Here is a 20,255-nt window from a genome sequence, read left to right as displayed (position 1 = left end):
TTTTACGCTGCGATCTGGGTGAGGAACCAGGCGCGCTGTTCGGCCTGATCGGTCCAGTCGTCGGCCATGCCTTCGGTGGCGTTGTCGCCCGCTTCGGTTGCGGCTTCCTTTACCGCGCGGATAGCCTTGACCAGCGCCACGTTATCGTCGCGCAGGGCCTTTACCATGTCCATTGCATCGACCTTGGCGCGGTCATCATCCTTGATCGAGGACTTGCCCGCGATGGCACCGATGCCGGTGAGCGTGGAGCCGCCGTTCTTGCGCACGCGCTCGGCAATGATGTCGGTCAGGGCGAAAAGTTCGGTTGCCTGTTCATCGAACAGCAGATGCAGATCGCGGAATTGCGGACCGGCGACGTGCCAGTGGTAGTTCTTGGTCTTGAGATAGAGCGTGAAATAATCGGCCAGCAGGCCATTGAGACTGTCGATCAGGGCCTTCTTCGCATTGTCGCCGGGCATGACATTCCCCTTTCATGATGGCGGGATCGTTGAGCCGCTTATACGCGAAAACGGGATGAAGGTTTCACGCAGAGTTGTGGTTTGATTGATCGGATTTGTCGATCATGCAGTGGATTTGGCACTACCTTTCAGCAGGAACAATCCTGCCAGCGCGGCGAGGATCGAACCCCCCAGAATCCCGAGCTTGGCTTCTTCGACCAGCAGCGGGCTTTCCGGGAAGGCGAGGCCTGCGATGAACAGGCTCATGGTGAAGCCGATGCCGCAGAGCAGCGACAAGCCCCAGAGCTGGCGCAAGGTGGCACCGGCGGGTCGTGCGGCAATGCCCAGTTTTTCGGCCACGATGATGCTGCCGAGGATGCCCACCTGTTTGCCCAGAACAAGCCCCAGCGCGATGGCGATGGGCAGGGCGAGTGGGCCGCCGTCGATGGAGCCGAGCGCTACGCCAGCATTCGCAAGGCCGAACAGTGGCACGATCAGGAAGCCATTGGGGGCGACAAGCGCATGTTCGAGGCGAAGCAGCGGGCTATCGTGCTTTTCATTGAGCGCCAGCGGCACGGTGAGCGCGGCCAGCACGCCTGCAATGGTGGCATGGACACCCGAATGTAGGACGGCATACCACAGCACGATTGCGCCGATGATGTAGGGCGCGAGCGCGCTTACCCCCATGCGATTGACCGCGACCAGCGCGATGAACACGGCGGCGGCAATGGCCAGCCAATTGAGATCAAGCCCGCTGGTGTAGAAGAACGCGATGACCATGACCGCGCCCAGATCGTCGACGATGGCAACGGTGAGCAGGAACAGGCGGAGGGAGGATGGCAGGCCCTTCCCCGCCAGCGCCAGCACGCCGATGGCAAAGGCGATGTCGGTGGCGGAAGGAATGGCCCAGCCGCGATGAAGCGACGGATCGCTCCCCACGATGCCAAGGTAGATGAGCGCCGGTATCGCCATGCCAGCGACGGCTGCGATCACCGGCAGGCGGCGGCGGCTAGGGCTGGAGAGTTCGCCGTCGAGAATCTCGCGCTTGATCTCAAGCCCGACGACGAAGAAGAAAACCGCCATCAGCGCGTCGTTGATCCACATGTGCAGGTTGTTCAGCTTGGCAACCGGAGTCCACGGCAGATCGTGATGGAACAGCGCGTGCCAAGGATCGTGCAGCGGGGAATTGGCCAGGATCAGGGCCGCGGCGGCACAGATCATCAGGACGATGCCGGGCGCCGCCTCGTTGTGTTTCAGTTTGTGCCAAATGCCTTTTTTTGCAGGCGATACTGCCATTTTCGAATTATCCCTTGGTTCCTGAACCTTGTCGAGCAGGCATAGCATGATCCTTGTGCCCAGCGCTGTCGGGCGCGTCAAATGGGGTTCAGGTTCTTGCTGGCATGTCCGCTGATTTCCGGGTCATGCTTCACGCCTCTGCAATGGCTTGCCATTGTAGAGCATGAACTGCTGCTGTTTGCGGCAATCTGGTTTGCCGTGTTCGCCATTGATGAAATGCTGGTGGACCTTGCATGGTTCCGGTTGCGGTTTTCGGGTGGGCTTCGAACAGAGCGACTTGCCGCTCCGGCGCAAGGGGAATTGAGCGGGATTGCGGCGGTGCTGGTGCCTGCATGGCAGGAAGCTGGCGTCATTGCCGAGATGGTGCGCCATTCGTTCAGATGCTGGCCGCAACGTGATTTGCGGATTTATGTCGGCTGCTATCGCAATGATGAAGCGACGCTGGCGGCACTGGTCGCATCGGGCGGGGACCGGCGGCTGCGCGTGGTCGTTCACGATGCCGATGGACCGACGACCAAGGCCGATTGCCTGAACCGCATCTATCGCGCCGTTTGCGAGGATGAGCGGCGCGGCGGGCACCGGGTGCGTGCGCTGATCCTGCACGATGCTGAGGATATGGTGCATCCTTCGGCGCTGACGCTGATGGATCGTGCGCTTGACAAGGTAGACTTCGTGCAATTGCCGGTGCGGCCTGAGCCGCAGGCGGCTTCGCGCTGGGTAGCGGGTCATTACTGCGACGAATTTGCCGAGGCCCATGCGCGCGACATGGTGGTGCGGGACCGGATCGGGGCTGCGCTGCCAGCGGCGGGGGTAGGGTGCGCATTTTCGCGCATAGCGATTGACCGGATCATCGAACGGCGCGCGAGCGTGCATCCCTTTGCCGCCGAATGCCTCACCGAGGATTATGAGTGCGGCTTGCTGGTCAACGAAACCGGCGGGCGATCAACCTTTTTGCGGATGCGGGACGAACAGGGCGGGCTGATCGCCACGCGGGAGTTCTTTCCTGCCACCGTGGCGGCTTCGGTACGGCAGAAGACGCGGTGGATTCACGGGATAGCATTTCAAGGGTGGGACCGACTGGGCTGGAATGCTTGGCCGGGCGGCGAACTGTGGATGCGGTTACGGGATAGGCGCGGACCGCTGGTGGCGCTGGTGCTGGCGGTGGCCTATCTGCTCGTGCTGATGTGGCCGGTGCTGCTGCTGCTCGACATGGTGGGCATGGCCGCGCCACTACAGCGTGATGGGTTGTTGCAGGGGCTGCTGGTATTCAATCTGATCAATCTGATCTGGCGTCTGGCCATGCGCGCCATGCACACCGCGCGCGAATATGGCTGGAACGAGGGTCTGCGCGCGGTGCTGCGCTTTCCGGTGGGAAATGTGATTGCCATCATGGCGACGCGGCGCGCTCTGGTGGCCTATTTGCGCGTGCTGATGGGCGGGCGACTGCTTTGGGAGCACACGGCCCATCGGGTACATGTGGCGCAGGTCTGTGCTGCCGATGTGCGGGTGAATGATGAATACATGGCCGAGTATAAGGGCGCGGCTTTGCCGACGCCCGCCTGATGGCAGACGGGCAGACCGGGTGGCGCGGAAAGCCGCTGGTTGCCTTGTGCCTGATCGTTGCCGCGTGGGGCGGAACGCGTGTGACGATGTTGAGCGCGGTGTCGCCTTCGCCCGAGGGGCTTGCCAGTGCGCGGGGGTTGCAGGTGGGGGCGATGCCTGTGGAGGTGCCGGACCGGCGGCAGGTCATTCGATCCGTGCTTGCCGTGGCCGAGAAACGGCGTGGCCGGACGGTCAGCGCAAGGCTTTCGCATAGCGATCTGAACGAAACGGACGTGCGGATTCCGCAGCGGGAGACGGACGGGCAGATGCTGATTGCGCCCCGCCTTTTGCGTCAGTCCAATCCAGCGCTTGCGCCACACCAGTCTTTAACGCGGCGCATGAGGGTGCCGCGTGAGGCGGAAGTGCTATCGCCACCGTCACCGGCCCCTGTGAAAGACGATCCACGCTGGAGCGGGGACAACTGGCTGCTGATGCGCGCGGGCAGCGGCGCAGCGGCGCAGGCACCGGGTGCGGCGTCCTATGGCGCGAGTCAGGCAGGTGCAGTGGTGCGCTATCGGCTGGGGCGGGGTGATCTGCACGAAAGCTATGGCTATCTGCGCACGTCGCTGGCCATCAACGCGCCGGGCAAGGACAAAGAAGTGGCGCTGGGTTTCGGGTTCCGCCCGGTATCGCGCCTGCCCTTGCGGGTGCTGGCCGAAGCGCGGCTGCAAGATACCAAAGGCAGCGCGATGCAGGTGCGGCCCGTGGCTACTGTCGTGACTGAACTGATGCCGCAGCGCCTGCCGCTGGGTCTCACCGCCGAAGCCTACGGACAGGCGGGCTATGCCGGTGGGCGCGGCGCGACGGCGTTTTACGATGTGCAAGCCGTGGTGGAGCGCGCCTTGCCGCGCATCGGCGGGCGCAACCGTGATCTGCGGCTTGGGGCGGGCGTGTGGTCAGGCGGGCAGGAAGGGGCGGTGAGGCTTGATGTGGGGCCGCGCGCTTCGTTCCGGCTGGATCTTGGGGACGCCAGTCCTGCGCGCGTGGCGGTGGACTGGCGTTTTCGGGTTGCCGGGAATGCGCGGCCGGGCAGTGGCCCCGCGCTGACGGTGGCGTCTTCGTTCTGACAGATGGCAGGGCACAGCTTTTTGCCGCAAAAGCAATTGCGCGGGGTTGCTGGCGGGCCACGGTCGGCCTAGCGTCTGAAGTGCAATGGATGTCTACCTTCCGATAGCAAATCTTTCCGTCAACGGACTGGTCATCATCGGCCTTGGCGCGCTGACGGGGCTGCTTTCGGGCATGTTCGGGGTTGGCGGCGGGTTTTTGACCACGCCTTTGCTGATTTTCTATGGCGTGCCGCCGACGGTGGCTGCGGCTTCTGCCGCCAGTCAGGTGACCGGTGCCAGCGTTTCGGGCGCTTTCGCCCACGCGCGGCGCGGCGGGATCGATTACCATATCGGCGCGGTGCTGGTGGCGGGCGGCGTGATCGGCACCGGGTTAGGATCGCTGCTGTTCCGCCTGCTGCAATCGCTCGGCCAGATCGATACGGTGATCAACATCCTCTACGTGCTGATGCTGGGCGGCATCGGCGGGTTGATGGCGCACGAAAGCATCACCACGCTGCGCGCGCAGAAGTCGGGCGTGCCGCAGCCTGCGCGCAAACGAAGGCATCATCCGCTGGTGGCCAGTTTGCCGCTGCGCTGGCGGTTCTATCGGTCTGGCCTTTACATCTCGCCGCTGGCCCCGCTGCTGCTGGGCGTGGCGACGGGCATCCTGACCATGCTGATGGGTATCGGCGGCGGGTTCATCCTTGTGCCAGCGCTGCTCTACATCCTTGGCATGGGCGTGAACGTGGTTGTGGGCACGTCGCTGTTCCAGATCCTGTTCGTGACGATGGCGACGACGATGATGCACGCGCTGACGACGCGGGCGGTGGATATCGTGCTGGCGGTGATGCTGCTGATCGGATCGGTGACCGGCGCGCAAGTGGGAGCGCAATTCGCGCAGAAGGCCAAGCCTGAGCATCTGCGGCTGATCCTTGCGGCAATCGTGCTGCTGGTGGCGCTGCGCATGGCGCTGGGGCTGGGCTACAGGCCGGACGAAATCTATACGGTGGTGCCGCTGTGACGGCGGGCCTGACCTTCGGCGGCAGGCTTCGTTTCCTGGCACTGCTGGCTTGCATGGTGCTGCTGGGCGCGCGCGATCCGATCCTTGTGCCCGAAATCTCGCAACACGAAATTCAGGTGCGGCAAGGCTTTACTGGCGCTGACCTGCTCCTGTTCGGGGCGATCCTCAGCCCCGAAGGCAGCCGCGCGGCGCAGGAATACGATATCGTCGTGGTGTTGGAAGGCCCGGTGCAATCCATCGTGCTGCGCGAAAAGCAGAAGCTGGCCGGGATCTGGATCAACGCGGATTCGCTCGAATTCCGCTCTGCTCCCAGCTATTTCGCGGTCGCTTCATCGCGGCCAATCGCCAAAATCGTGGATGACAAGACGGCGGCGATTTACGAGTTGGGGCTGAAATGGCTGCAACTTTCACCGATCGGAGTGATCGAGCCGAAGGAGCAACAGCGCTTTTCGGCAGGCCTGGTCGATCTGATGCGCCGGCAGGGTCTTTACCGCGAAGAGGAAGGCAGTGTGAAGATCAGCGGGCAGGTGCTCTATCAGGCACGGATCAGCCTGCCTTCCAGCGTGCAGACGGGGACGTACACGGCAGAAACATTCGCTATTCGCGGGGGCAAGGTGGTGGCATCGGCGATCACCCGTGTCGAAGTGAACAAGCAAGGCTTCGAACGCTTTGTCGCCGTGGCTGCCGACCGCAACGGCTGGCTGTATGGCCTGTTCGCCGTGCTGGTATCCGTGGCGATGGGTTGGGTTGCTGGACGACTGTTCGCGCTGGTCTGAGCGTTTGCGTGCCTACCTAAAATTCAGTCGATTTTAACCCTGTCGGGATATCGACAACCTCCAATGCCCTGACTGGCTGAGAATGCCTGGCGAAAAGGTTGGTTGCGCGATGTCCGATATGGGGAAGCAGACTTTCGTGGTGCCGGAAGCTGCGGCAGAGGAGCAAATCGAAAGCAAACCCTTCTATGGCGTCACCCCAGACGCGCCGCCGTCTGAAAATGCGCGCAAGCCGATTGGCTTTGTCCGCGATATCGCTGGTTCCAGTTCGGCCATCGCGCTGGATCTGGTGCGGCTGGACGAATGTTCGGAAGATTGTGATCCGTCGATTGCGCTTTCGGGCAAGGTTGGCAGCCAGATCAAGATCCGCGTTGGCAACGCCTGGCTTCTCGCCAGCGTCCGCACGCAGCGGCAGGATACGTCGGTTCCTGGCGGCATCGTTGCGCAGATCGACTTTCTGGGCGAGGGCGACGAAGAGCGTCTGACGAAGCGTATTTTTGGCTTCCGGCGCGGTGTCACGCGCTTTCCGGTGCCGGGCGCGCTGGTCTATCCCGCAACGTCGAGCGATTTGCGCCAGATCTATGCCAGCGATGGGCGCACCAACATTTCCATCGGCACGGTCTTCCCGACGCGCGATATCCGTGCCGGGGTGTATGTCGATGCGCTGCTGGGCAAGCACTTTGCGCTGCTGGGATCGACCGGCACGGGCAAATCGACCGCTGCCGCGCTGATCCTGCACCGCATCTGCGAGATGGCACCTTCGGGCCATATCGTGATGGTCGATCCGCACGGCGAATATTCCGCCGCTTTCAGAACGACGGGCCAGTTGCTGGACGTTTCAAACCTGCAGATGCCCTATTGGCTGATGAACTTCGAAGAGCATTGCGAAGTCTTTATCACCACGACCGGACCGGATCGGCAGCTCGATTCCGATATTCTGGCCAAGTGTCTGCTGGCGGCGCGCAGCAAGAACCGGCTGGCCGAACAGATCGGCAAGATCACGGTCGATTCACCGATCCCCTATCTGCTGTCGGATCTGATGATCATCTTGCAGAACGAGATGGGACGGCTGGACAAGGGGACCAATTCGATTCCCTACATGCGGCTGAAGACCAAGATCGAGGAAATCCGCAGCGATCCGCGTTACCAGTTCATGTTTTCGGGCATGTTGGTGGGCGATACGATGGCGGAGTTCATCTCGAAGATTTTCCGTATGCCTGCCAACGGCAAGCCGATCTCGATCATTGACGTTTCGGGCGTGCCGTCCGAAATCACGTCGACCGTTGTCGCGGTGCTCAGTCGGCTTGTCTTCGACTATGCAATATGGGCGCGTGAAGAGGAAACGCGGCCCATTCTGCTGGTGTGCGAAGAAGCGCACCGATATGTGCCGAGCGAGAAGAACTCCGATGGATCGTCGGTGGGGCGCATCCTTTCACGCATCGCCAAGGAAGGGCGCAAATATGGCGTGTCGCTGGGGTTGATCACGCAGCGGCCGTCCGACCTTGCCGAAGGCGTGCTTTCGCAGTGCGGTACGATCATCTCCATGCGACTGAACAACGACCGCGATCAGGCTTTCGTCAAGGCGGCGATGCCTGAAGGCGCGCGGGGTTTTGTCGATACCATCCCGGCGCTGCGCAACCGTGAGTGCATCATATCGGGGGAAGGCGTTTCGATCCCGATGCGCGTGGCCTTCGATGATCTGGACGCGATGAAGCGCCCTGCTTCAAACGATCCTTCGTTCTATGAACTGTGGAGCAGGAGCGGGGGTGAGGAACGCGCAGTGGAGCGCACCGTGCAGCGTTGGCGCGCGCAGAGTCGGTAATTGGGCCGGTAACTGGGTCGAGACTAAAGGCTGGGAGCCATCCGGCCTGCCGTATCACCATCGGCGTGGGTTTCCTCCTCGCACTCTTCCGAAGGGACCGCGCGGGCCTTTTCGCGCCATTGCGGGCGGCGATAGGCCCATAGCGATAGCGCCACCGCGACTAGCGAACTGACGGGGAAGGCCAGCCACAATGCGTCTGCACCGAGGCGGGGGTAGACGGCATAGTAGAAGCCCAACCGAACCGGATAGAGCACCAGCGACAGGATGATCAGTGGCGTCCACACCACGCCGCCTGCACGCATCGTGCCGAACAGGACAATGGTGATGCCGAACAGGAGGTAGCTCCAACTGGCGAGAAACTGGATGTGGCGCGCCTCGTCCACAGCCGCGCTGCCGGTGCCGAGGAACAGCTCGAGAGCGGGGCGATCAAACAGCAGGATTAGCGCGCAGAGCAAGCCGGTGACGGTGAGATTGAGCGCGATGCCCGATCGGGTAATGCGGCCAAGCCTGTCGTTCAGGCCTGCACCGATGGCCTGCGCCGCCATTGCGCTGACAGCGGCTGAAATGGCCATTGCGGGCATTTGCAGGTAAGTCCACAATTGCAGTGCCGCGCCGTAGGCCGCGCTCACCAACATACCTTCGCGGTTGACGAGGCCGATGACGATGATGCCCGCTGCCGAGATGACCAGCATCTGCGCCCCCATCGGCAGGCCCTTGGTCAGGATATAGCCAAGCTCGTCACGGCGGGGCCAGAGCCAGGCCAGCTCTGCGCCGCGCAGGCGCAGGGGTAGATCCTTGACATAGACGTAGCCAACGATGCCGATCATCGACACGAATGAGGCAATAGCGGTGGCGAGGGCGGACCCGGCGATGCCCATCGCAGGCACCGGGCCGAAGCCACGGATCAGCAGCGGGTTCAGCGCGACATCAAGCACCACCGAGAGGATCATGAACTTCAATGGCGTGGCCGCATCGCCGCCGCCGCGCAGGCCCATTGCCAGCATGACCGTGACCATCGAGGCGGGCATGGCCACGAAGATCACCCGTAGATAAGTGAGCGCAAGGCCAAACGTCTCACCGGGCGCCGCCATTGCTGTCAGCAGTTCGGGCGCGAAAATCCAGCCGAGCGAGCCGACCACCAGCGAAAGCAGCACGCAGAAGCCCACTGCCGAGCCGAAGGTGCGCCGCGCGGCCAACACATCGCGCGCGCCAAAAGCCTGGCCGATCTTGACCGTTGCCGCCATGCCGAAACCGAATGCGGCGGCAAAGACGAGGAACATCACCACGTTCGCATTTGCCGTGGCGGCCAGCGCGCCTTCGCCCAGCATCTGCCCGACCCAGATCGAATTGATCGAGCCGTTCAATGATTGGAGGATGTTCGATGCCAGCGTCGGTGCCGAAAACAGCACAAGCGTCTTGAGGATCGGACCGCTGGTCAGATCGCGGCCACGGCCCGGAGGTGATGCCAAAGAATCAGTCCTTTTTCAGCGCGGCGAGCGCGGCAAAAGGGCCGGACGCCACATCACCGCCGAGATTGTGTTCGGCCCGTGCCTTGTCGGCATCAGGCCCTTCGGCGAAAGGATCGATGGCGAGAGCGAGGCTTTGCGCTACCGCCTCGCCCAGATCGAAGGTCATGCCTTCGTATTCGATCTCGTCGCAATCGTCGGCGGTGATTTCGATTTCTTCGTCGGGCGCATGATCCTCACCCGGCGGGACGAAGCGCAGGGCAATCAGCTCATTGATCTTGACGGGGAAGTCCTCACCCGAAATCGCGCAGGCCTGCATGATGCTGGCCGTAAGGCGGCCCTTGGCATCGACCTTGTGGCCTTCAACCGACAGGTGCAATTCAGCGCGCATGTCATCAATCGCGGAAATGCCGAACCGCCCGGCAAGACGGCGACGTTCCGCGTCGTCTGGCACCAGCACAACCGGTTCGTCTGTGATCTGGCGGATGTCGATCACTCGTGAAAATTCAGAAGCGCTCATTTTCCGATCTCCGCATCGAGCACGCGATAGGCGGGCACAAGGTCCAGCCCGGCGGCAAAGGCGCGCGCGCGGCGGGCGACGAGCAGCGGATCGGTGCCATCGTGCAAGCTGACGTTGCGGGCGACGGCATCGGCCATGACGGCTTCGTCCGAAGCGTTCAGCCCTTCACGATAGGCGCCAAGGCGACCGCCCAGAACGCTCATCAACTTGCCCATGCGCTTGCCCACCACCAGATCGCCCACGCCGCTTTCGCGCAACTGGCCGTCCATGTCATCGACGAAGAGCTCGGTAAGGCGCACCGAAGGCTCGATCAGTTCGGCGTCACGCTCCATGCGGATCAGCACGATGGCAAGGATCAGCGTGATCATATCGAATCGTCCACCAACGGTATCGGCCACGCCGCAATCCCGATACCATTCCTTTTCGCGCGCGATTTCCACCGTGCGGTGCCACAGGGGGCGGGCGACGGCGCGGTCATCATCCTTGCGTCCGAACAGCTTTCCCAAGAATGACATTGCGCAGTTCCTAATATTCTGCCCGTTCATGGGCTATTAAATCTGGACCGTTCAGCAGGCACATAGCAGAGCCGGTGCGGGCGGCATTGCGGTAATGCTGATTGGACCCTAAGGGTCCGGCAGATAGTGGCTGTGCATTCCCGATGCAAACGGGCATGACACGGCAAGACTGAAGAGCGGAGTTTGCGAATGCGGAACATGCGGCTGATGGTGCAGGGTGCGGCGGTGCTTGCGCTCGGCGTGGCGGCGGCGGGATGTTCCAGCATCAAGGACCATCGCGGCTATATTGTCGATGAAGTGCTGGTTTCTTCGGTCCAGCCCGGCGTAGACAACAAGCAGTCAGTGGAACGCACGCTTGGCCGCCCGACCTTCACCAGTCCCTATGGCACGCAGACGTGGTACTATATTTCGCAGAACACCGAACAGAAGCCGTTCAATCGCCCGCGCACCAAAGATCAGAACGTGCTGGTGGTGAATTTTGACGGCAAGGGCAACGTCGCTTCGTTGAGTCGTGAAGGAATGGAGAAGGTCGCGCGCCTCTCGCCCGAAAGCGACAAGACGCCGACACTGGGCCGCGACCGGTCGTTCTTCGAGGATCTGTTCGGCAATATCGGTGCAGTTGGCGCGATTCCGGGTGGGCAGGGGCAGGCAACCGGCGGCACAGGTCCGAACGGTAGCTGATCGCTCCGGCTTGAAATAGCCGCCGCGCGCCACATATCGCGGCAATGGACGATAGCAGGGCGAGCCACGGCCTTATCCAGTGGCACGGCACCACCATCATCGGGGTGAAGAAGAACGGCCGCACCGTCATCGCCGGTGACGGGCAGGTTTCGATGGGCAACACGGTGATGAAACCGAACGCCCGCAAGGTGCGCCGCATCGGGGATGGGAAAGTCATCGCCGGGTTCGCCGGTGCGACTGCAGATGCCTTCACCCTGTTCGAACGACTTGAGCGCAAGCTGGAGCAGCATCGCGGCCAGTTGATGCGCGCTGCCGTAGAACTCGCCAAGGACTGGCGCACCGACAAATATCTGCGCAACCTTGAAGCGCTGATGATCGTGGCCGACGCGGAGACAATGCTCATTCTTACTGGCAATGGCGATGTTCTGGAGCCTGAGGGCGGCATTGCTGCCATCGGTTCGGGTGGGAACTATGCCTTGGCCGCAGCAAAAGCGCTTACCGATTACGAGGACGACGCCGAAAAGATCGCCCGCCGCGCCATGCAGGTGGCCGCTGACGTCTGTGTCTTTACCAACGACCGCGTGACGGTCGAGGAAATCTGATGCTCGATTCACTGACACCAAAGGCCATCGTCCGTGCATTGGACGAACACATTGTTGGCCAGACCGATGCCAAGAAAGCCGTAGCCGTAGCGCTGCGCAATCGCTGGCGGCGGCAGCGCCTGTCTGCCGATCTGCGTGACGAGGTTTCGCCGAAGAACATCCTGATGATCGGGCCGACGGGATGCGGCAAGACCGAGATCAGCCGCCGTCTTGCCAAGCTGGCAGATGCGCCGTTCGTGAAGGTGGAAGCCACCAAGTTTACCGAAGTCGGCTATGTCGGCCGCGATGTGGAGCAGATTGCGCGCGATCTGGTGGAAGAAGCGATCCGGCTGGAAAAGGAGCGCCGCCGCGATGCGGTGCGTGAGGCCGCGAGCAAGGCGGCGATGGACCGGCTGCTCAAGGCACTGGTCGGTGACGGTGCAAGCGAAGCTACGCGCGAAAGTTTCAAGGCGCGGCTGGCCGATGGTTCGATGAACGACGTCGAAGTTGAGATCGAGGTGGAAGATGCCCCTTCGATGCCCATGGAAATTCCGGGCATGGGCGGCAACATCGGCATGATCAATCTGTCCGACATGATGGGTAAGGCCTTTGGCAAGCAGAACCTGAAGCGCCGCAAGATGCGGGTTGCCGATGCCTGGGACAAGCTGGTCGACGAAGAAGCCGAAAAGCGCATGGATCAGGACGATGTTCAGCGCGAGGCGATCCGCAATGCCGAAACCAACGGCATCGTGTTCCTTGACGAGATCGACAAGATCGCGGTTTCCGATGTGCGCGGCGGTTCGGTTTCGCGTGAAGGCGTGCAGCGCGATCTGCTGCCGCTGATCGAAGGGACGACTGTGGCCACCAAATACGGCCCGATGAAGACTGACCATGTGCTGTTCATCGCCAGTGGCGCGTTCCATGTGGCCAAGCCCAGTGACATGCTGCCCGAACTGCAGGGCCGCCTGCCGATCCGGGTGGAACTGAAGGCGCTGTCCGAAGACGATTTCGTACGCATCCTTTCTGAAACGCGCGCCAATCTGGTCGAGCAATATCGCGCGCTGATCGCCACCGAAAACGTGACGCTGGATTTCACGCCCGAAGCGATCCGCGCCGTGGCACGCACTGCCGCGCAAGTGAACGAAAGCGTCGAGAATATCGGCGCGCGGCGCTTGCAGACGGTGATGGAAAAGCTTCTTGAGGAAGTGAGCTTCGATGCCGAAGACCGCACGGGCGAAACGGTGATGGTGGATGAGGCTTACGTGGCCGAAAAGCTGGCAAATCTCGCCAGCAATGCGGATCTTTCCAAGTACATATTGTGAGGCGTGGTTCGTTCCTGTAATGTTCCATCCATCGATTCGCGGGGAGAGAGATGATGGAACTTGCAGGCGGCTGTCATTGCGGCGCAGTGCGATACAAGGTGGATGGCGCGCCGATGCACGTCGCGTTGTGCCATTGCACCGATTGCCGGAAGAGCGCGGGGGCGCCGCTGGTTTCGTGGGCAATGTTCAAGGAAGACCAGTTCGCGCTGACGCAGGGTGAAGTGACGACGCACAATTCGTCGGGCGCATCGATGCGCAACTTCTGCCCCAAATGCGGCACGGGGCTGTTCTTCACCAATGCTGAGACTTTGCCAGGCATCGTGGACGTGCAATCCGCCACGTTCGACGATCCTGACCAGTTGCCCGCGCAACTCCATATCCAGACGGCAGAACGCATTGGCTGGATGGCACAGGCGCACGGCCTGCCGGAATTTGCGCGGTTCCCCGGTCAGGAGTAGATGCGCAGGATGACCTACCAGACGCCCGAAGATCGCCCTGTTTATCGCCTGCTTACCGGAAAGGATGACCGCGCTTTTTGCGAGCGCGTTTCCGAAGCGCTGGAGCAGGGCTGGCGGCTCTATGGCTCACCGTCGATGACCTATGACGGCGGGATGGACTGCATCAAAGTGGCGCAGGCCGTGGTGTGGCATGAGGCGGATGTGGTGAAGTGAGGGTGAAACGGTTCTATTTGGCTGTACGACGATGGACCGATGAAGACCTTAAGCGGAATGGCAAACCAGCTTCCCCTGTGGTTGCGAGTTTACCGGCTTGGCTTGGTATATTTTTATTACGAGACATCAGCCATGTTTGGGTTGGCGTTGGCGCGATCTTATGCGCTTCAGCAATAGTTTTCGAAGTGTTTGTAATTTGGCGTTGCACTCGCCTTACACGGGCAGCCAATCGTGTCGCGGCAAGGCGATATGAACAACGCGATCGCTATTCATTACCGCCAGAATACGCGGAAAGTGAGAGCGCATATCTCGCGGCGCGTCGCAGGAAGGCTACTCCGCCGCCTCGCTGACTTCCGCACTTTCCTGCGCCTGCCGCGCCCACATCTCAGCATAAAGCCCGTTGTGGCGCAGCAGGTCGGTGTGGCTGCCCTGTTCGGCCAGACGTCCCTGATCCAGCACCAGAATGGTATCCGAATCCGCGATGGTCGAAAGCCGGTGCGCGATCGAGATCGTGGTGCGGTGGCTGGCGACCGCGCGCATGGTGGAAAGGATATCCTGTTCGGTGCGCGTGTCGAGCGCACTGGTCGCTTCGTCGAACAGCAGGATCGGCGGGTTCTTTACCAGCGTTCTGGCGATGGCCACGCGCTGTTTTTCGCCGCCGGACAGTTTCAGGCCGCGTTCGCCCACTTCGGTGTCATAGCCCTGCGGCAGGCGCGCAATGAAATCGGCAATGGCTGCGCCTTTGGATGCGGCGTCCACTTCATCAATGCCCGCGCCATCGCGGCCATAGGCGATGTTATATCCGATGGTGTCGTTGAACAGCACCGAATCCTGCGGCACGATGCCGAGCGCGGCGCGCAACGAACCTTGCGTGACCTGCGAAATGTCTTGCCCGTCGATCAGGATGCGCCCGGACCACGGATCGTAGAAGCGGAACAGCAACCGGGCGATGGTGGATTTCCCGGCACCCGACGGTCCGACGATGGCAACGCGGCTGCCTGCAGGCACCTCGAACGACAGGCCATGAAGGATTTCGCGGTCATGGTCATAGCCGAAGACCACGTTGTCGAACGTCACCGAGGGGCGGTTGATCACCAAAGCGGGCGCGCCGGGTACATCGGCCACTTCCACCGGCGTATCGATCAGGCGGAACATTTCGGCCATGTCGATCAGGCCCTGCCGGATCGTACGATAGACCATGCCCAGCATATCGAGCGGGCGGAAAAGCTGGGTGAGGTAGGTGTTGACGAACACGAGGTCGCCCACCGTCAGCCGTCCTTGCGACCAGCCCCACACCGTCCACGCCATCGCCCCTGCCATCAGCAGGTTAACGATCACGGCCTGGGCAATGTTGAGCAGGCCAAGGCTGTTTTCGCTCTTTACCGCCGCATCGGCATAGGCGCGCGCGGCGGAGGCATAGCGGGCTTCCTCACGCGATTCGGCCCCGAAATACTTGACCGTCTCGTAGTTCAGCAGCGAATCGACCGCGCGTGACAGGGCTTGCCCATCAAGCCGGTTCATCTTCTCGCGCAGGGCGGAGCGCCATTCGGTGATGGTGCGCGTGACCCAGACATAGGCGATCACCGCCAGGACCGTTGCCGTGACCAGCCCCAGCCCGAAATTGATCCAGAAGATCACGATGACGGCGGTCAGCTCGATCACCGTGGGCGCGATGTTGAACAGCAGGAAATAGAGCATCGTGTCGATACTCTTGGTCCCGCGCTCGATCACCTTGGTCACCTCGCCGGTGCGTCGGGCAAGGTGGAAGCGCAGCGAAAGCTTATGCAGCCGCGCGAAGACATTTTCGGCCAGATGCCGGGTTGCGTCCTGACCCACCCGTTCGAAAACGATGTTGCGCAAGTTGTCGAACAAAACGCCCGCGAACCGACCAAGCGCATAGGCAAGAACGAAAGCCATCGCCACGGTCAACGCGGGCTGCGCGCCCGCGGGCAGCGTCATGGCATCGACCGCTTTCTTGTAAGCGAATGGCAGGGCCAGCGTGGTCGCCTTGCCCAGTAGCACCATCAGCACCGCGCCTATCACCCGACGGCGCAGGACCGCGTTATCGGCTGGCCACAGATAGGGCAGGAAGCGCTGCAGGGTTTGCCAGCCATCGTGGCGGGTTATTTTGGCACTTGTGGGGTTTTCAGGCGGCATGGCTCCCCACATAGGCGCAGTGGCGCGCTATGCCAGTGCCTTCATTGGATTCGCAAACCCGGCGCTCGCCGATTTGCGCTGGCAACCTCGGCAGGCAGATCGAAAAGGATGCGCCGCTTGGCAAAATCGATGGCGATCCGCTGAAACATGCGCAACTGCGCCATCCCCAGCAGCATGGCCGGGCGCTTTTCCAGCCCAAGGCGATGAAACGCGGGCGAATCGGCAAAGGCGAGGAACGTGTTGTGCAGTTGCAGACCGCTCACCTCGATGGTCGATGCCATGATCAGGTCCGCGCTCAATTGTTGGCCGGTGACCGAATAGAGCACCGTCTGCTGTGCCTGCCGCCGCCGGGTCAGCGCGTTGCGTAGCGCCATGTTGCCGATGGAACTGTCTGATCCCGTATCGATCACGATATCGGTATGCACGCCATCGACTAGCGCATTCGTCATGATCAACTGGCCCGATCTGCGCCGCGCATTGACCACGATCTCGAACCCGCGCGATCCCCCCAGCGATGCGGCGTCACCGACCAGCATCGTGTCTTTGCGGAAGTCGATCAGGACGCGCTGATCTTGCAAACTATCCAGCCCGACAATGCCGTCGGCCCCGATATGCTGCTGTTCGAGCAGTGGCGCGGTGAGTGTGTAATATGTGCGCTTGCCAAGGCTGATTTCCTCGACATCGACGAGTTCGACGGCCTGCGATCCGGCAACGCCCACCACTATGCCGTTTCCGGCGATAGGCAGGCTCATCGCGGTGGCGATCTGGCGTGACAGCACGGTACGCTCGGACCCCGTATCTATCAGGAAGCGGAAAGGTCCGTGGGTGCCTATCTGGACCGGCACGGTCATGCGATTGTGACGGTCGTCGATGGTCTTGACCAGTTCGGTATCGCCGGTGGGTTGCAACGGATCGTCGGCAGCCCGCGCAGGCAGGCTTGCCGCCATCAGAACCGCAGTCCAGCCTGCAAGGGCCTTGCGCATCGTCCTTCTCCCTGCGCGCAGTTTACGCCTGTTTTGACGATGCCACCAGTCTGTTCGATCATGGCCTTAACGCCGTGGCAATCCCCTGCGGTTATTCGGACAAAATGAGCACGGATTCGGCATCTTCCGATTGGCGCACACGGGCGCTTGGTCTTGCAGAAGCGGCAGCGCGGGCTGTCGGTTATGACAAGACGCATATCACGCGCGTCGTGGCCTATCGCGAGATTGACGCATGGCTCGACAGGCGGGGCACCGAATCGTTGGATGCGCTGGAGATTTCGGCGGGCTGGAAGTGGCGGCAGCGCCGCTGGGGCAGCTACACCGAGATGAACTGGCCGGAACACGATATCTGCAACGAGGTTCTCGACCAGAAGTTCGATGTGATCATCGCAGATAACGTATGGGAGCATCTGCTCTATCCCTATCGCGCGGCAAGGAATGTCCGTGCGATGCTCAAGCCCGGCGGCGTTTTCATCAACATCACGCCATTCCTAATCCGCTATCACCCGATTCCCACCGATTGCTCGCGCTGGACGCAGCTTGGCATGGTGCATTTCCTTGAAGAGTGCGGCTTTGATCCTGCGAAGATCGAGACAGGTGGCTGGGGCAACGCCGCCGCCGTGCGGGGCAACCTGTTCCGCTGGGCACGCGCAGGATGGCAAAAGCGCTTTATCAATGACGAACGCTTCCCGGTAACGATCTGGGCGATGGCCGAGGTATGACGATTGCGGGCGAGGGGGCTGCGCCTGTCGCAGTGGTCGTCCTTGCGCATAATGAGGAGCGCCGCATTGCCCGTTGCCTTGCTACGCTGCCGCTATCGGATGCAGGATATGCCATCCACGTCGTCGTCAATGGATCGCGTGATCGAACGGCGGCAATCGTTGCTCAAATCGCCGGGCAGCATAAAAACCTGACGCTGCATGACTGGCCCGAACCCGGCAAGGCGCGCAGTTGGAACCGGATCATTCTTGATACACTGCCGCCCGGCCTGCGTGCGGTGGTTCTGGTCGATGGCGATGCCGAAGTTGCAGCAGGATCGATCCCTGCCTTGCTGGCGGCTTTTGATGCCCACCCGGAAGCGCAACTGGCCTCTGCCCCGCCGCTGAACGGGCGGCGTGCGGATCACTACCGTCGCCTCATGGCGCGCTCGCACGGCGTGTTTGGCGATCTCTACGCGCTGCGTGGCAGCTTTGTTGATGCCATGCGGGCTAGCGGCGTCCGCTTGCCAGTGGATCTTGTCGGGGATGACGGATTGGTCGGCGCTCTCGCCAAGACCGATCTCGGCCCCCTGTTGCAATGGTGTGAAGAGCGTGTGCGCCCGGTCATGGGCGCCGGGTTCCGCTGTGAACCCTTCGCGCCGCTCGATATGTCGAGCTGGCGGATGCAGCATGGGCGCATGATCAATTACGCCGTCCGCCACTTTCAGGACCGCATCATCACCCACATCCTGCGCAACGAAGGTCCGCATGGCCTGCCGGAGCGGTTGGCGAGCCTTTATCCCGCGCATCTTTCGGGCTTCAAGCCTCGCGGCGGGATCTGGTCATGGTTTGATCGCCGTGCGCTTGCCCGGATGAAGGCGGCGGCAACGCGCGGCGTTTAGACCGTCGCTTCCGGTTTTCTTCTGATCAGGCCCCATATCTGACCCAGCGCGGCGCGATCTGCGGCATGGATCACGCCTGCATAGGCAATCACGCCCACCACAACCAGCAGCCCCAAATGTAGCACGGGCAAAGCGTCGAGCCGGTTCGCAATCAGCCACCGGTCGGCGGCCCACACGATAGTGCCCATCGCGATGCTGCTTCCGGCGGGCAAGGCCAGCGCTCGCCACATATCGCCGAGCCCGATGCCCAGTGCGGAGCGTGACAGCAGCACTGTGGCCAGCAATAGCAATGGCGCAGCAAGGCACCACACCATCGCCACGGCCATGATGCCGAATTGCGCGGCAGCCACGAAGGATGCTGCAAAAATTGCCGCCCCGGCAATCGCCGTCCGTACCGGCACGCCGGGTTTACCAATGGCATTGAGCGCGGGCGAGAACAGCACCTGCAACGTCATGAACGGCATGGCCAGCGCCATGAACTCGATCAGCGGCGGCAGCTCGTGCCATATCGGGCCAAACAGCGTTGCAACCAGAGGCTTCGCACTTGCCGCCATGCCGACATAGAGCGGTGCCGCAATCAGCATGATCAGGCGGGCCGAGCGCAGGAATGCCCAGCGCAGGCCGGGCAGATCGTCCTGCAAGCGCGAATAGGCGGGGAAAGCCACCTCGTTGAGCGGCGGTACGAAACGCGAATAGAAGATCGTCGCCAGAAACACCGCCTGCGAATAGACGCCTACCTCATGCGGGGTAAGCTTGCGACCGATCACGAAAATGTCGCTCTGCGTCTGCACCAGCCAGAATAACTGTGTGAGCAGAATCGCAAGGCCGAACCGGAAGATGCTGCCGCAGCCACGGAAATCGAAGCTTGGCCAGACAAGCGACCGCGCAAGGATGGTCAGCCCGATTGCGCGCACCCAGAACATCACGATTGGCGCGTAGACCAACGTCCAGACGCCAAAATCGGCCCACGCCATGACCAACGAGAGAATCGCGCCGGTCAGCGCGGAGCTGAGATTGACGATCGCCTGACTACGGAAATCGAGCCGCCGCCCCATCAGGACTTCGGGAATCGCGATGAACGGGGTGGAGACGTAGATCAGCGTCTGCACGCGCAACATGTCTGCCACCACCGGTTGCCCGTAATAGGCTGCCACGGAAGGGGCTACGAACCATTGGACCGACGCGATAAGCGCATTTGCTGACAGCAGCAGCCCGAACGCCTGGCGGATGCGGTGCTGATCGAGATCGCGTTCCTGAATCAGGGCGCTGGCAAAACCATAGCCGTTAAGAAAGGTAAGGAAGCTCAACATCACCAGCGACATCGCAAACAGCCCGTAGTCGCTGGGCGAGAGCAACCGCATGACGATGAGGGTTGAGGACCAGCTCACGATCTGCGCGGCGATCTGACTGCCGGAGCGCCAGATGATCGCCCTTTTAACATCGCTGGTCAGCGTTTCCTGGCCGGCAAGCGGTGCAGGTGCGAACGAGTCGTGCGGCATCGCTGGTGCCAATGCGGGGGAAGAAGTGTCGGTCATGCGGGGCTGCCTTACAGCTTGGGCCGTTAACCCGGTCTTACGGTTGCGCCAGTCCAGGCCGATCCGTTGAGGTGCCGCGTCGGTAATCTCGTGCTGTGGAGAAGTTTTTCAAAAAACTGCAAGATTGGCTGTTGACGCGACTCGTTGGTGGTCATAGAGGGCCTCTCACCGCAGCGGAGTTGCTGAGCAGCTTTGGAGCGGTCGCCAACATAGACGGACACTCAGTC

20 protein-coding genes are annotated in these 20,255 nt (G+C 61.8%); 12 read left to right on the top strand and 8 right to left on the bottom strand.

Annotated elements, in window-relative coordinates:
- Positions 1 to 2: 2 nt before the first annotated feature.
- Together HGI47_RS16225 and nhaA are read right to left on the bottom strand one after the other, a co-directional pair.
- Positions 3 to 458 carry a Dps family protein gene (locus tag HGI47_RS16225; RefSeq protein WP_168853821.1) on the bottom strand — a complete coding sequence of 152 codons (456 nt, stop codon included), beginning with the start codon at positions 456 to 458 and terminating at the stop codon, positions 3 to 5.
- 102 nt (positions 459 to 560) lie between these two features.
- Positions 561 to 1,733 (bottom strand): Na+/H+ antiporter NhaA, encoded by a 1,173-nt coding sequence (gene nhaA / locus HGI47_RS16220; protein WP_168853820.1) that lies wholly within the window; start codon positions 1,731 to 1,733, stop codon positions 561 to 563.
- Between the two features lie 81 nt (positions 1,734 to 1,814).
- Here nhaA and HGI47_RS16215 point away from each other — a divergent pair, with 81 nt between their 5' ends.
- From HGI47_RS16215 to HGI47_RS16195, 5 genes are all read left to right on the top strand, one after another.
- Positions 1,815 to 3,296, top strand: coding sequence for a glycosyl transferase family protein (locus tag HGI47_RS16215; protein WP_168853819.1), 1,482 nt, complete (start codon positions 1,815 to 1,817; stop codon positions 3,294 to 3,296).
- Positions 3,296 to 4,402, top strand: a complete 1,107-nt coding sequence (locus HGI47_RS16210) for a hypothetical protein (RefSeq protein WP_168853818.1) — start codon at positions 3,296 to 3,298, stop codon at positions 4,400 to 4,402. The genes HGI47_RS16215 and HGI47_RS16210 overlap by 1 nt, the downstream gene beginning before the upstream one ends.
- An 85-nt stretch (positions 4,403 to 4,487) precedes the next feature.
- On the top strand, positions 4,488 to 5,402 hold the full coding sequence (locus HGI47_RS16205) for a sulfite exporter TauE/SafE family protein (protein WP_168853817.1): 915 nt from the start codon (positions 4,488 to 4,490) through the stop codon (positions 5,400 to 5,402).
- A 53-nt stretch (positions 5,403 to 5,455) separates the two neighbouring features.
- Entirely contained in the window at positions 5,456 to 6,178 is a 723-nt protein-coding gene (locus tag HGI47_RS16200) for a TIGR02186 family protein (RefSeq protein WP_168853877.1), read from the top strand.
- A gap of 118 nt (positions 6,179 to 6,296) precedes the next feature.
- The gene (locus HGI47_RS16195; RefSeq protein ID WP_168853816.1) at positions 6,297 to 7,997 is read left to right on the top strand and encodes an ATP-binding protein; all 1,701 of its coding nucleotides are present in this window, start codon (positions 6,297 to 6,299) and stop codon (positions 7,995 to 7,997) included.
- A 23-nt stretch (positions 7,998 to 8,020) separates the two neighbouring features.
- Here the strand turns inward: HGI47_RS16195 and HGI47_RS16190 are convergent, their stop codons facing one another.
- Genes HGI47_RS16190 through HGI47_RS16180 form a run of 3 tightly spaced genes read right to left on the bottom strand, consistent with a single transcriptional unit; the run spans position 8,021 to position 10,498 of the window.
- Positions 8,021 to 9,466: an MATE family efflux transporter gene (locus tag HGI47_RS16190; protein WP_168853815.1), complete on the bottom strand. Its 1,446-nt coding sequence runs from the start codon at positions 9,464 to 9,466 to the stop codon at positions 8,021 to 8,023.
- A 4-nt stretch (positions 9,467 to 9,470) separates the two neighbouring features.
- Positions 9,471 to 9,983 carry a DUF177 domain-containing protein gene (locus HGI47_RS16185; protein ID WP_168853814.1) on the bottom strand — a complete coding sequence of 171 codons (513 nt, stop codon included), beginning with the start codon at positions 9,981 to 9,983 and terminating at the stop codon, positions 9,471 to 9,473.
- Positions 9,980 to 10,498 (bottom strand): ubiquinol-cytochrome C chaperone family protein, encoded by a 519-nt coding sequence (locus HGI47_RS16180; protein ID WP_168853813.1) that lies wholly within the window; start codon positions 10,496 to 10,498, stop codon positions 9,980 to 9,982. The genes HGI47_RS16185 and HGI47_RS16180 overlap by 4 nt, the downstream gene beginning before the upstream one ends.
- A 189-nt stretch (positions 10,499 to 10,687) precedes the next feature.
- Here HGI47_RS16180 and HGI47_RS16175 point away from each other — a divergent pair, with 189 nt between their 5' ends.
- From HGI47_RS16175 to HGI47_RS16155, 5 genes are read left to right on the top strand one after another with little or no spacing between them, the layout of a single operon-like run.
- The gene (locus HGI47_RS16175; protein ID WP_168853812.1) at positions 10,688 to 11,179 is read left to right on the top strand and encodes an outer membrane protein assembly factor BamE; all 492 of its coding nucleotides are present in this window, start codon (positions 10,688 to 10,690) and stop codon (positions 11,177 to 11,179) included.
- Between the two features lie 44 nt (positions 11,180 to 11,223).
- Entirely contained in the window at positions 11,224 to 11,781 is a 558-nt protein-coding gene (gene hslV, locus HGI47_RS16170) for an ATP-dependent protease subunit HslV (protein WP_168853811.1), read from the top strand.
- The gene (gene hslU / locus HGI47_RS16165; RefSeq protein WP_168853810.1) at positions 11,781 to 13,082 is read left to right on the top strand and encodes an ATP-dependent protease ATPase subunit HslU; all 1,302 of its coding nucleotides are present in this window, start codon (positions 11,781 to 11,783) and stop codon (positions 13,080 to 13,082) included. The genes hslV and hslU overlap by 1 nt, the downstream gene beginning before the upstream one ends.
- 53 nt (positions 13,083 to 13,135) lie before the next feature.
- Positions 13,136 to 13,540, top strand: a complete 405-nt coding sequence (locus tag HGI47_RS16160; RefSeq protein ID WP_168853809.1) for a GFA family protein — start codon at positions 13,136 to 13,138, stop codon at positions 13,538 to 13,540.
- Positions 13,541 to 13,753, top strand: coding sequence for a DUF1737 domain-containing protein (locus HGI47_RS16155; protein ID WP_240950239.1), 213 nt, complete (start codon positions 13,541 to 13,543; stop codon positions 13,751 to 13,753).
- A 330-nt stretch (positions 13,754 to 14,083) separates the two neighbouring features.
- On the opposite strand, the gene HGI47_RS16150 is transcribed toward HGI47_RS16155, so the two are convergent.
- Both HGI47_RS16150 and HGI47_RS16145 read right to left on the bottom strand, forming a co-directional pair.
- Positions 14,084 to 15,910 carry an ABC transporter ATP-binding protein/permease gene (locus HGI47_RS16150; RefSeq protein WP_168853807.1) on the bottom strand — a complete coding sequence of 609 codons (1,827 nt, stop codon included), beginning with the start codon at positions 15,908 to 15,910 and terminating at the stop codon, positions 14,084 to 14,086.
- Between the two features lie 41 nt (positions 15,911 to 15,951).
- Positions 15,952 to 16,893 (bottom strand): aspartyl protease family protein, encoded by a 942-nt coding sequence (locus HGI47_RS16145; RefSeq protein ID WP_168853806.1) that lies wholly within the window; start codon positions 16,891 to 16,893, stop codon positions 15,952 to 15,954.
- Positions 16,894 to 16,997: 104 nt separating this feature from the next.
- Between HGI47_RS16145 and HGI47_RS16140 the strand changes: the two genes are divergently transcribed.
- Together HGI47_RS16140 and HGI47_RS16135 are read left to right on the top strand one after the other, a co-directional pair.
- The gene (locus tag HGI47_RS16140) at positions 16,998 to 17,615 is read left to right on the top strand and encodes a bifunctional 2-polyprenyl-6-hydroxyphenol methylase/3-demethylubiquinol 3-O-methyltransferase UbiG (protein ID WP_168853805.1); all 618 of its coding nucleotides are present in this window, start codon (positions 16,998 to 17,000) and stop codon (positions 17,613 to 17,615) included.
- Positions 17,612 to 18,493 (top strand): glycosyltransferase, encoded by an 882-nt coding sequence (locus HGI47_RS16135; RefSeq protein WP_168853804.1) that lies wholly within the window; start codon positions 17,612 to 17,614, stop codon positions 18,491 to 18,493. The genes HGI47_RS16140 and HGI47_RS16135 overlap by 4 nt, the downstream gene beginning before the upstream one ends.
- Here the strand turns inward: HGI47_RS16135 and HGI47_RS16130 are convergent.
- Positions 18,490 to 20,028, bottom strand: a complete 1,539-nt coding sequence (locus tag HGI47_RS16130; RefSeq protein WP_168853803.1) for a lipopolysaccharide biosynthesis protein — start codon at positions 20,026 to 20,028, stop codon at positions 18,490 to 18,492. The two genes, HGI47_RS16135 and HGI47_RS16130, sit on opposite strands and share 4 nt — an antisense overlap.
- Positions 20,029 to 20,255 lie beyond the last annotated feature (227 nt).

Source organism: Novosphingobium sp. ERN07 (genome assembly GCF_012641335.1).
Lineage (GTDB): Bacteria > Pseudomonadota > Alphaproteobacteria > Sphingomonadales > Sphingomonadaceae > Novosphingobium.
Note: the sequence above shows the minus strand (reverse complement) of the source record. Positions and strands in the feature narration are given on the sequence as shown.

What these genes read in the sequence shown, in the direction of transcription:
- HGI47_RS16225 (WP_168853821.1), bottom strand. Translation starts at nt 458, where the DNA reads ATGCCCGGCGACAATGCGAAGAAGGCCCTGATCGACAGTCTCAATGGC.
- nhaA (WP_168853820.1), bottom strand. Translation starts at nt 1,733, where the DNA reads ATGGCAGTATCGCCTGCAAAAAAAGGCATTTGGCACAAACTGAAACAC.
- HGI47_RS16215 (WP_168853819.1), top strand. Translation starts at nt 1,815, where the DNA reads ATGGGGTTCAGGTTCTTGCTGGCATGTCCGCTGATTTCCGGGTCATGC.
- HGI47_RS16210 (WP_168853818.1), top strand. Translation starts at nt 3,296, where the DNA reads ATGGCAGACGGGCAGACCGGGTGGCGCGGAAAGCCGCTGGTTGCCTTG.
- HGI47_RS16205 (WP_168853817.1), top strand. Translation starts at nt 4,488, where the DNA reads ATGGATGTCTACCTTCCGATAGCAAATCTTTCCGTCAACGGACTGGTC.
- HGI47_RS16200 (WP_168853877.1), top strand. Translation starts at nt 5,456, where the DNA reads ATGGTGCTGCTGGGCGCGCGCGATCCGATCCTTGTGCCCGAAATCTCG.
- HGI47_RS16195 (WP_168853816.1), top strand. Translation starts at nt 6,297, where the DNA reads ATGGGGAAGCAGACTTTCGTGGTGCCGGAAGCTGCGGCAGAGGAGCAA.
- HGI47_RS16185 (WP_168853814.1), bottom strand. Translation starts at nt 9,983, where the DNA reads ATGAGCGCTTCTGAATTTTCACGAGTGATCGACATCCGCCAGATCACA.
- HGI47_RS16180 (WP_168853813.1), bottom strand. Translation starts at nt 10,498, where the DNA reads ATGTCATTCTTGGGAAAGCTGTTCGGACGCAAGGATGATGACCGCGCC.
- HGI47_RS16175 (WP_168853812.1), top strand. Translation starts at nt 10,688, where the DNA reads ATGCGGAACATGCGGCTGATGGTGCAGGGTGCGGCGGTGCTTGCGCTC.
- hslV (WP_168853811.1), top strand. Translation starts at nt 11,224, where the DNA reads ATGGACGATAGCAGGGCGAGCCACGGCCTTATCCAGTGGCACGGCACC.
- hslU (WP_168853810.1), top strand. Translation starts at nt 11,781, where the DNA reads ATGCTCGATTCACTGACACCAAAGGCCATCGTCCGTGCATTGGACGAA.
- HGI47_RS16160 (WP_168853809.1), top strand. Translation starts at nt 13,136, where the DNA reads ATGGAACTTGCAGGCGGCTGTCATTGCGGCGCAGTGCGATACAAGGTG.
- HGI47_RS16155 (WP_240950239.1), top strand. Translation starts at nt 13,541, where the DNA reads ATGCGCAGGATGACCTACCAGACGCCCGAAGATCGCCCTGTTTATCGC.
- HGI47_RS16150 (WP_168853807.1), bottom strand. Translation starts at nt 15,910, where the DNA reads ATGCCGCCTGAAAACCCCACAAGTGCCAAAATAACCCGCCACGATGGC.
- HGI47_RS16145 (WP_168853806.1), bottom strand. Translation starts at nt 16,893, where the DNA reads ATGCGCAAGGCCCTTGCAGGCTGGACTGCGGTTCTGATGGCGGCAAGC.
- HGI47_RS16140 (WP_168853805.1), top strand. Translation starts at nt 16,998, where the DNA reads ATGAGCACGGATTCGGCATCTTCCGATTGGCGCACACGGGCGCTTGGT.
- HGI47_RS16135 (WP_168853804.1), top strand. Translation starts at nt 17,612, where the DNA reads ATGACGATTGCGGGCGAGGGGGCTGCGCCTGTCGCAGTGGTCGTCCTT.
- HGI47_RS16130 (WP_168853803.1), bottom strand. Translation starts at nt 20,028, where the DNA reads ATGACCGACACTTCTTCCCCCGCATTGGCACCAGCGATGCCGCACGAC.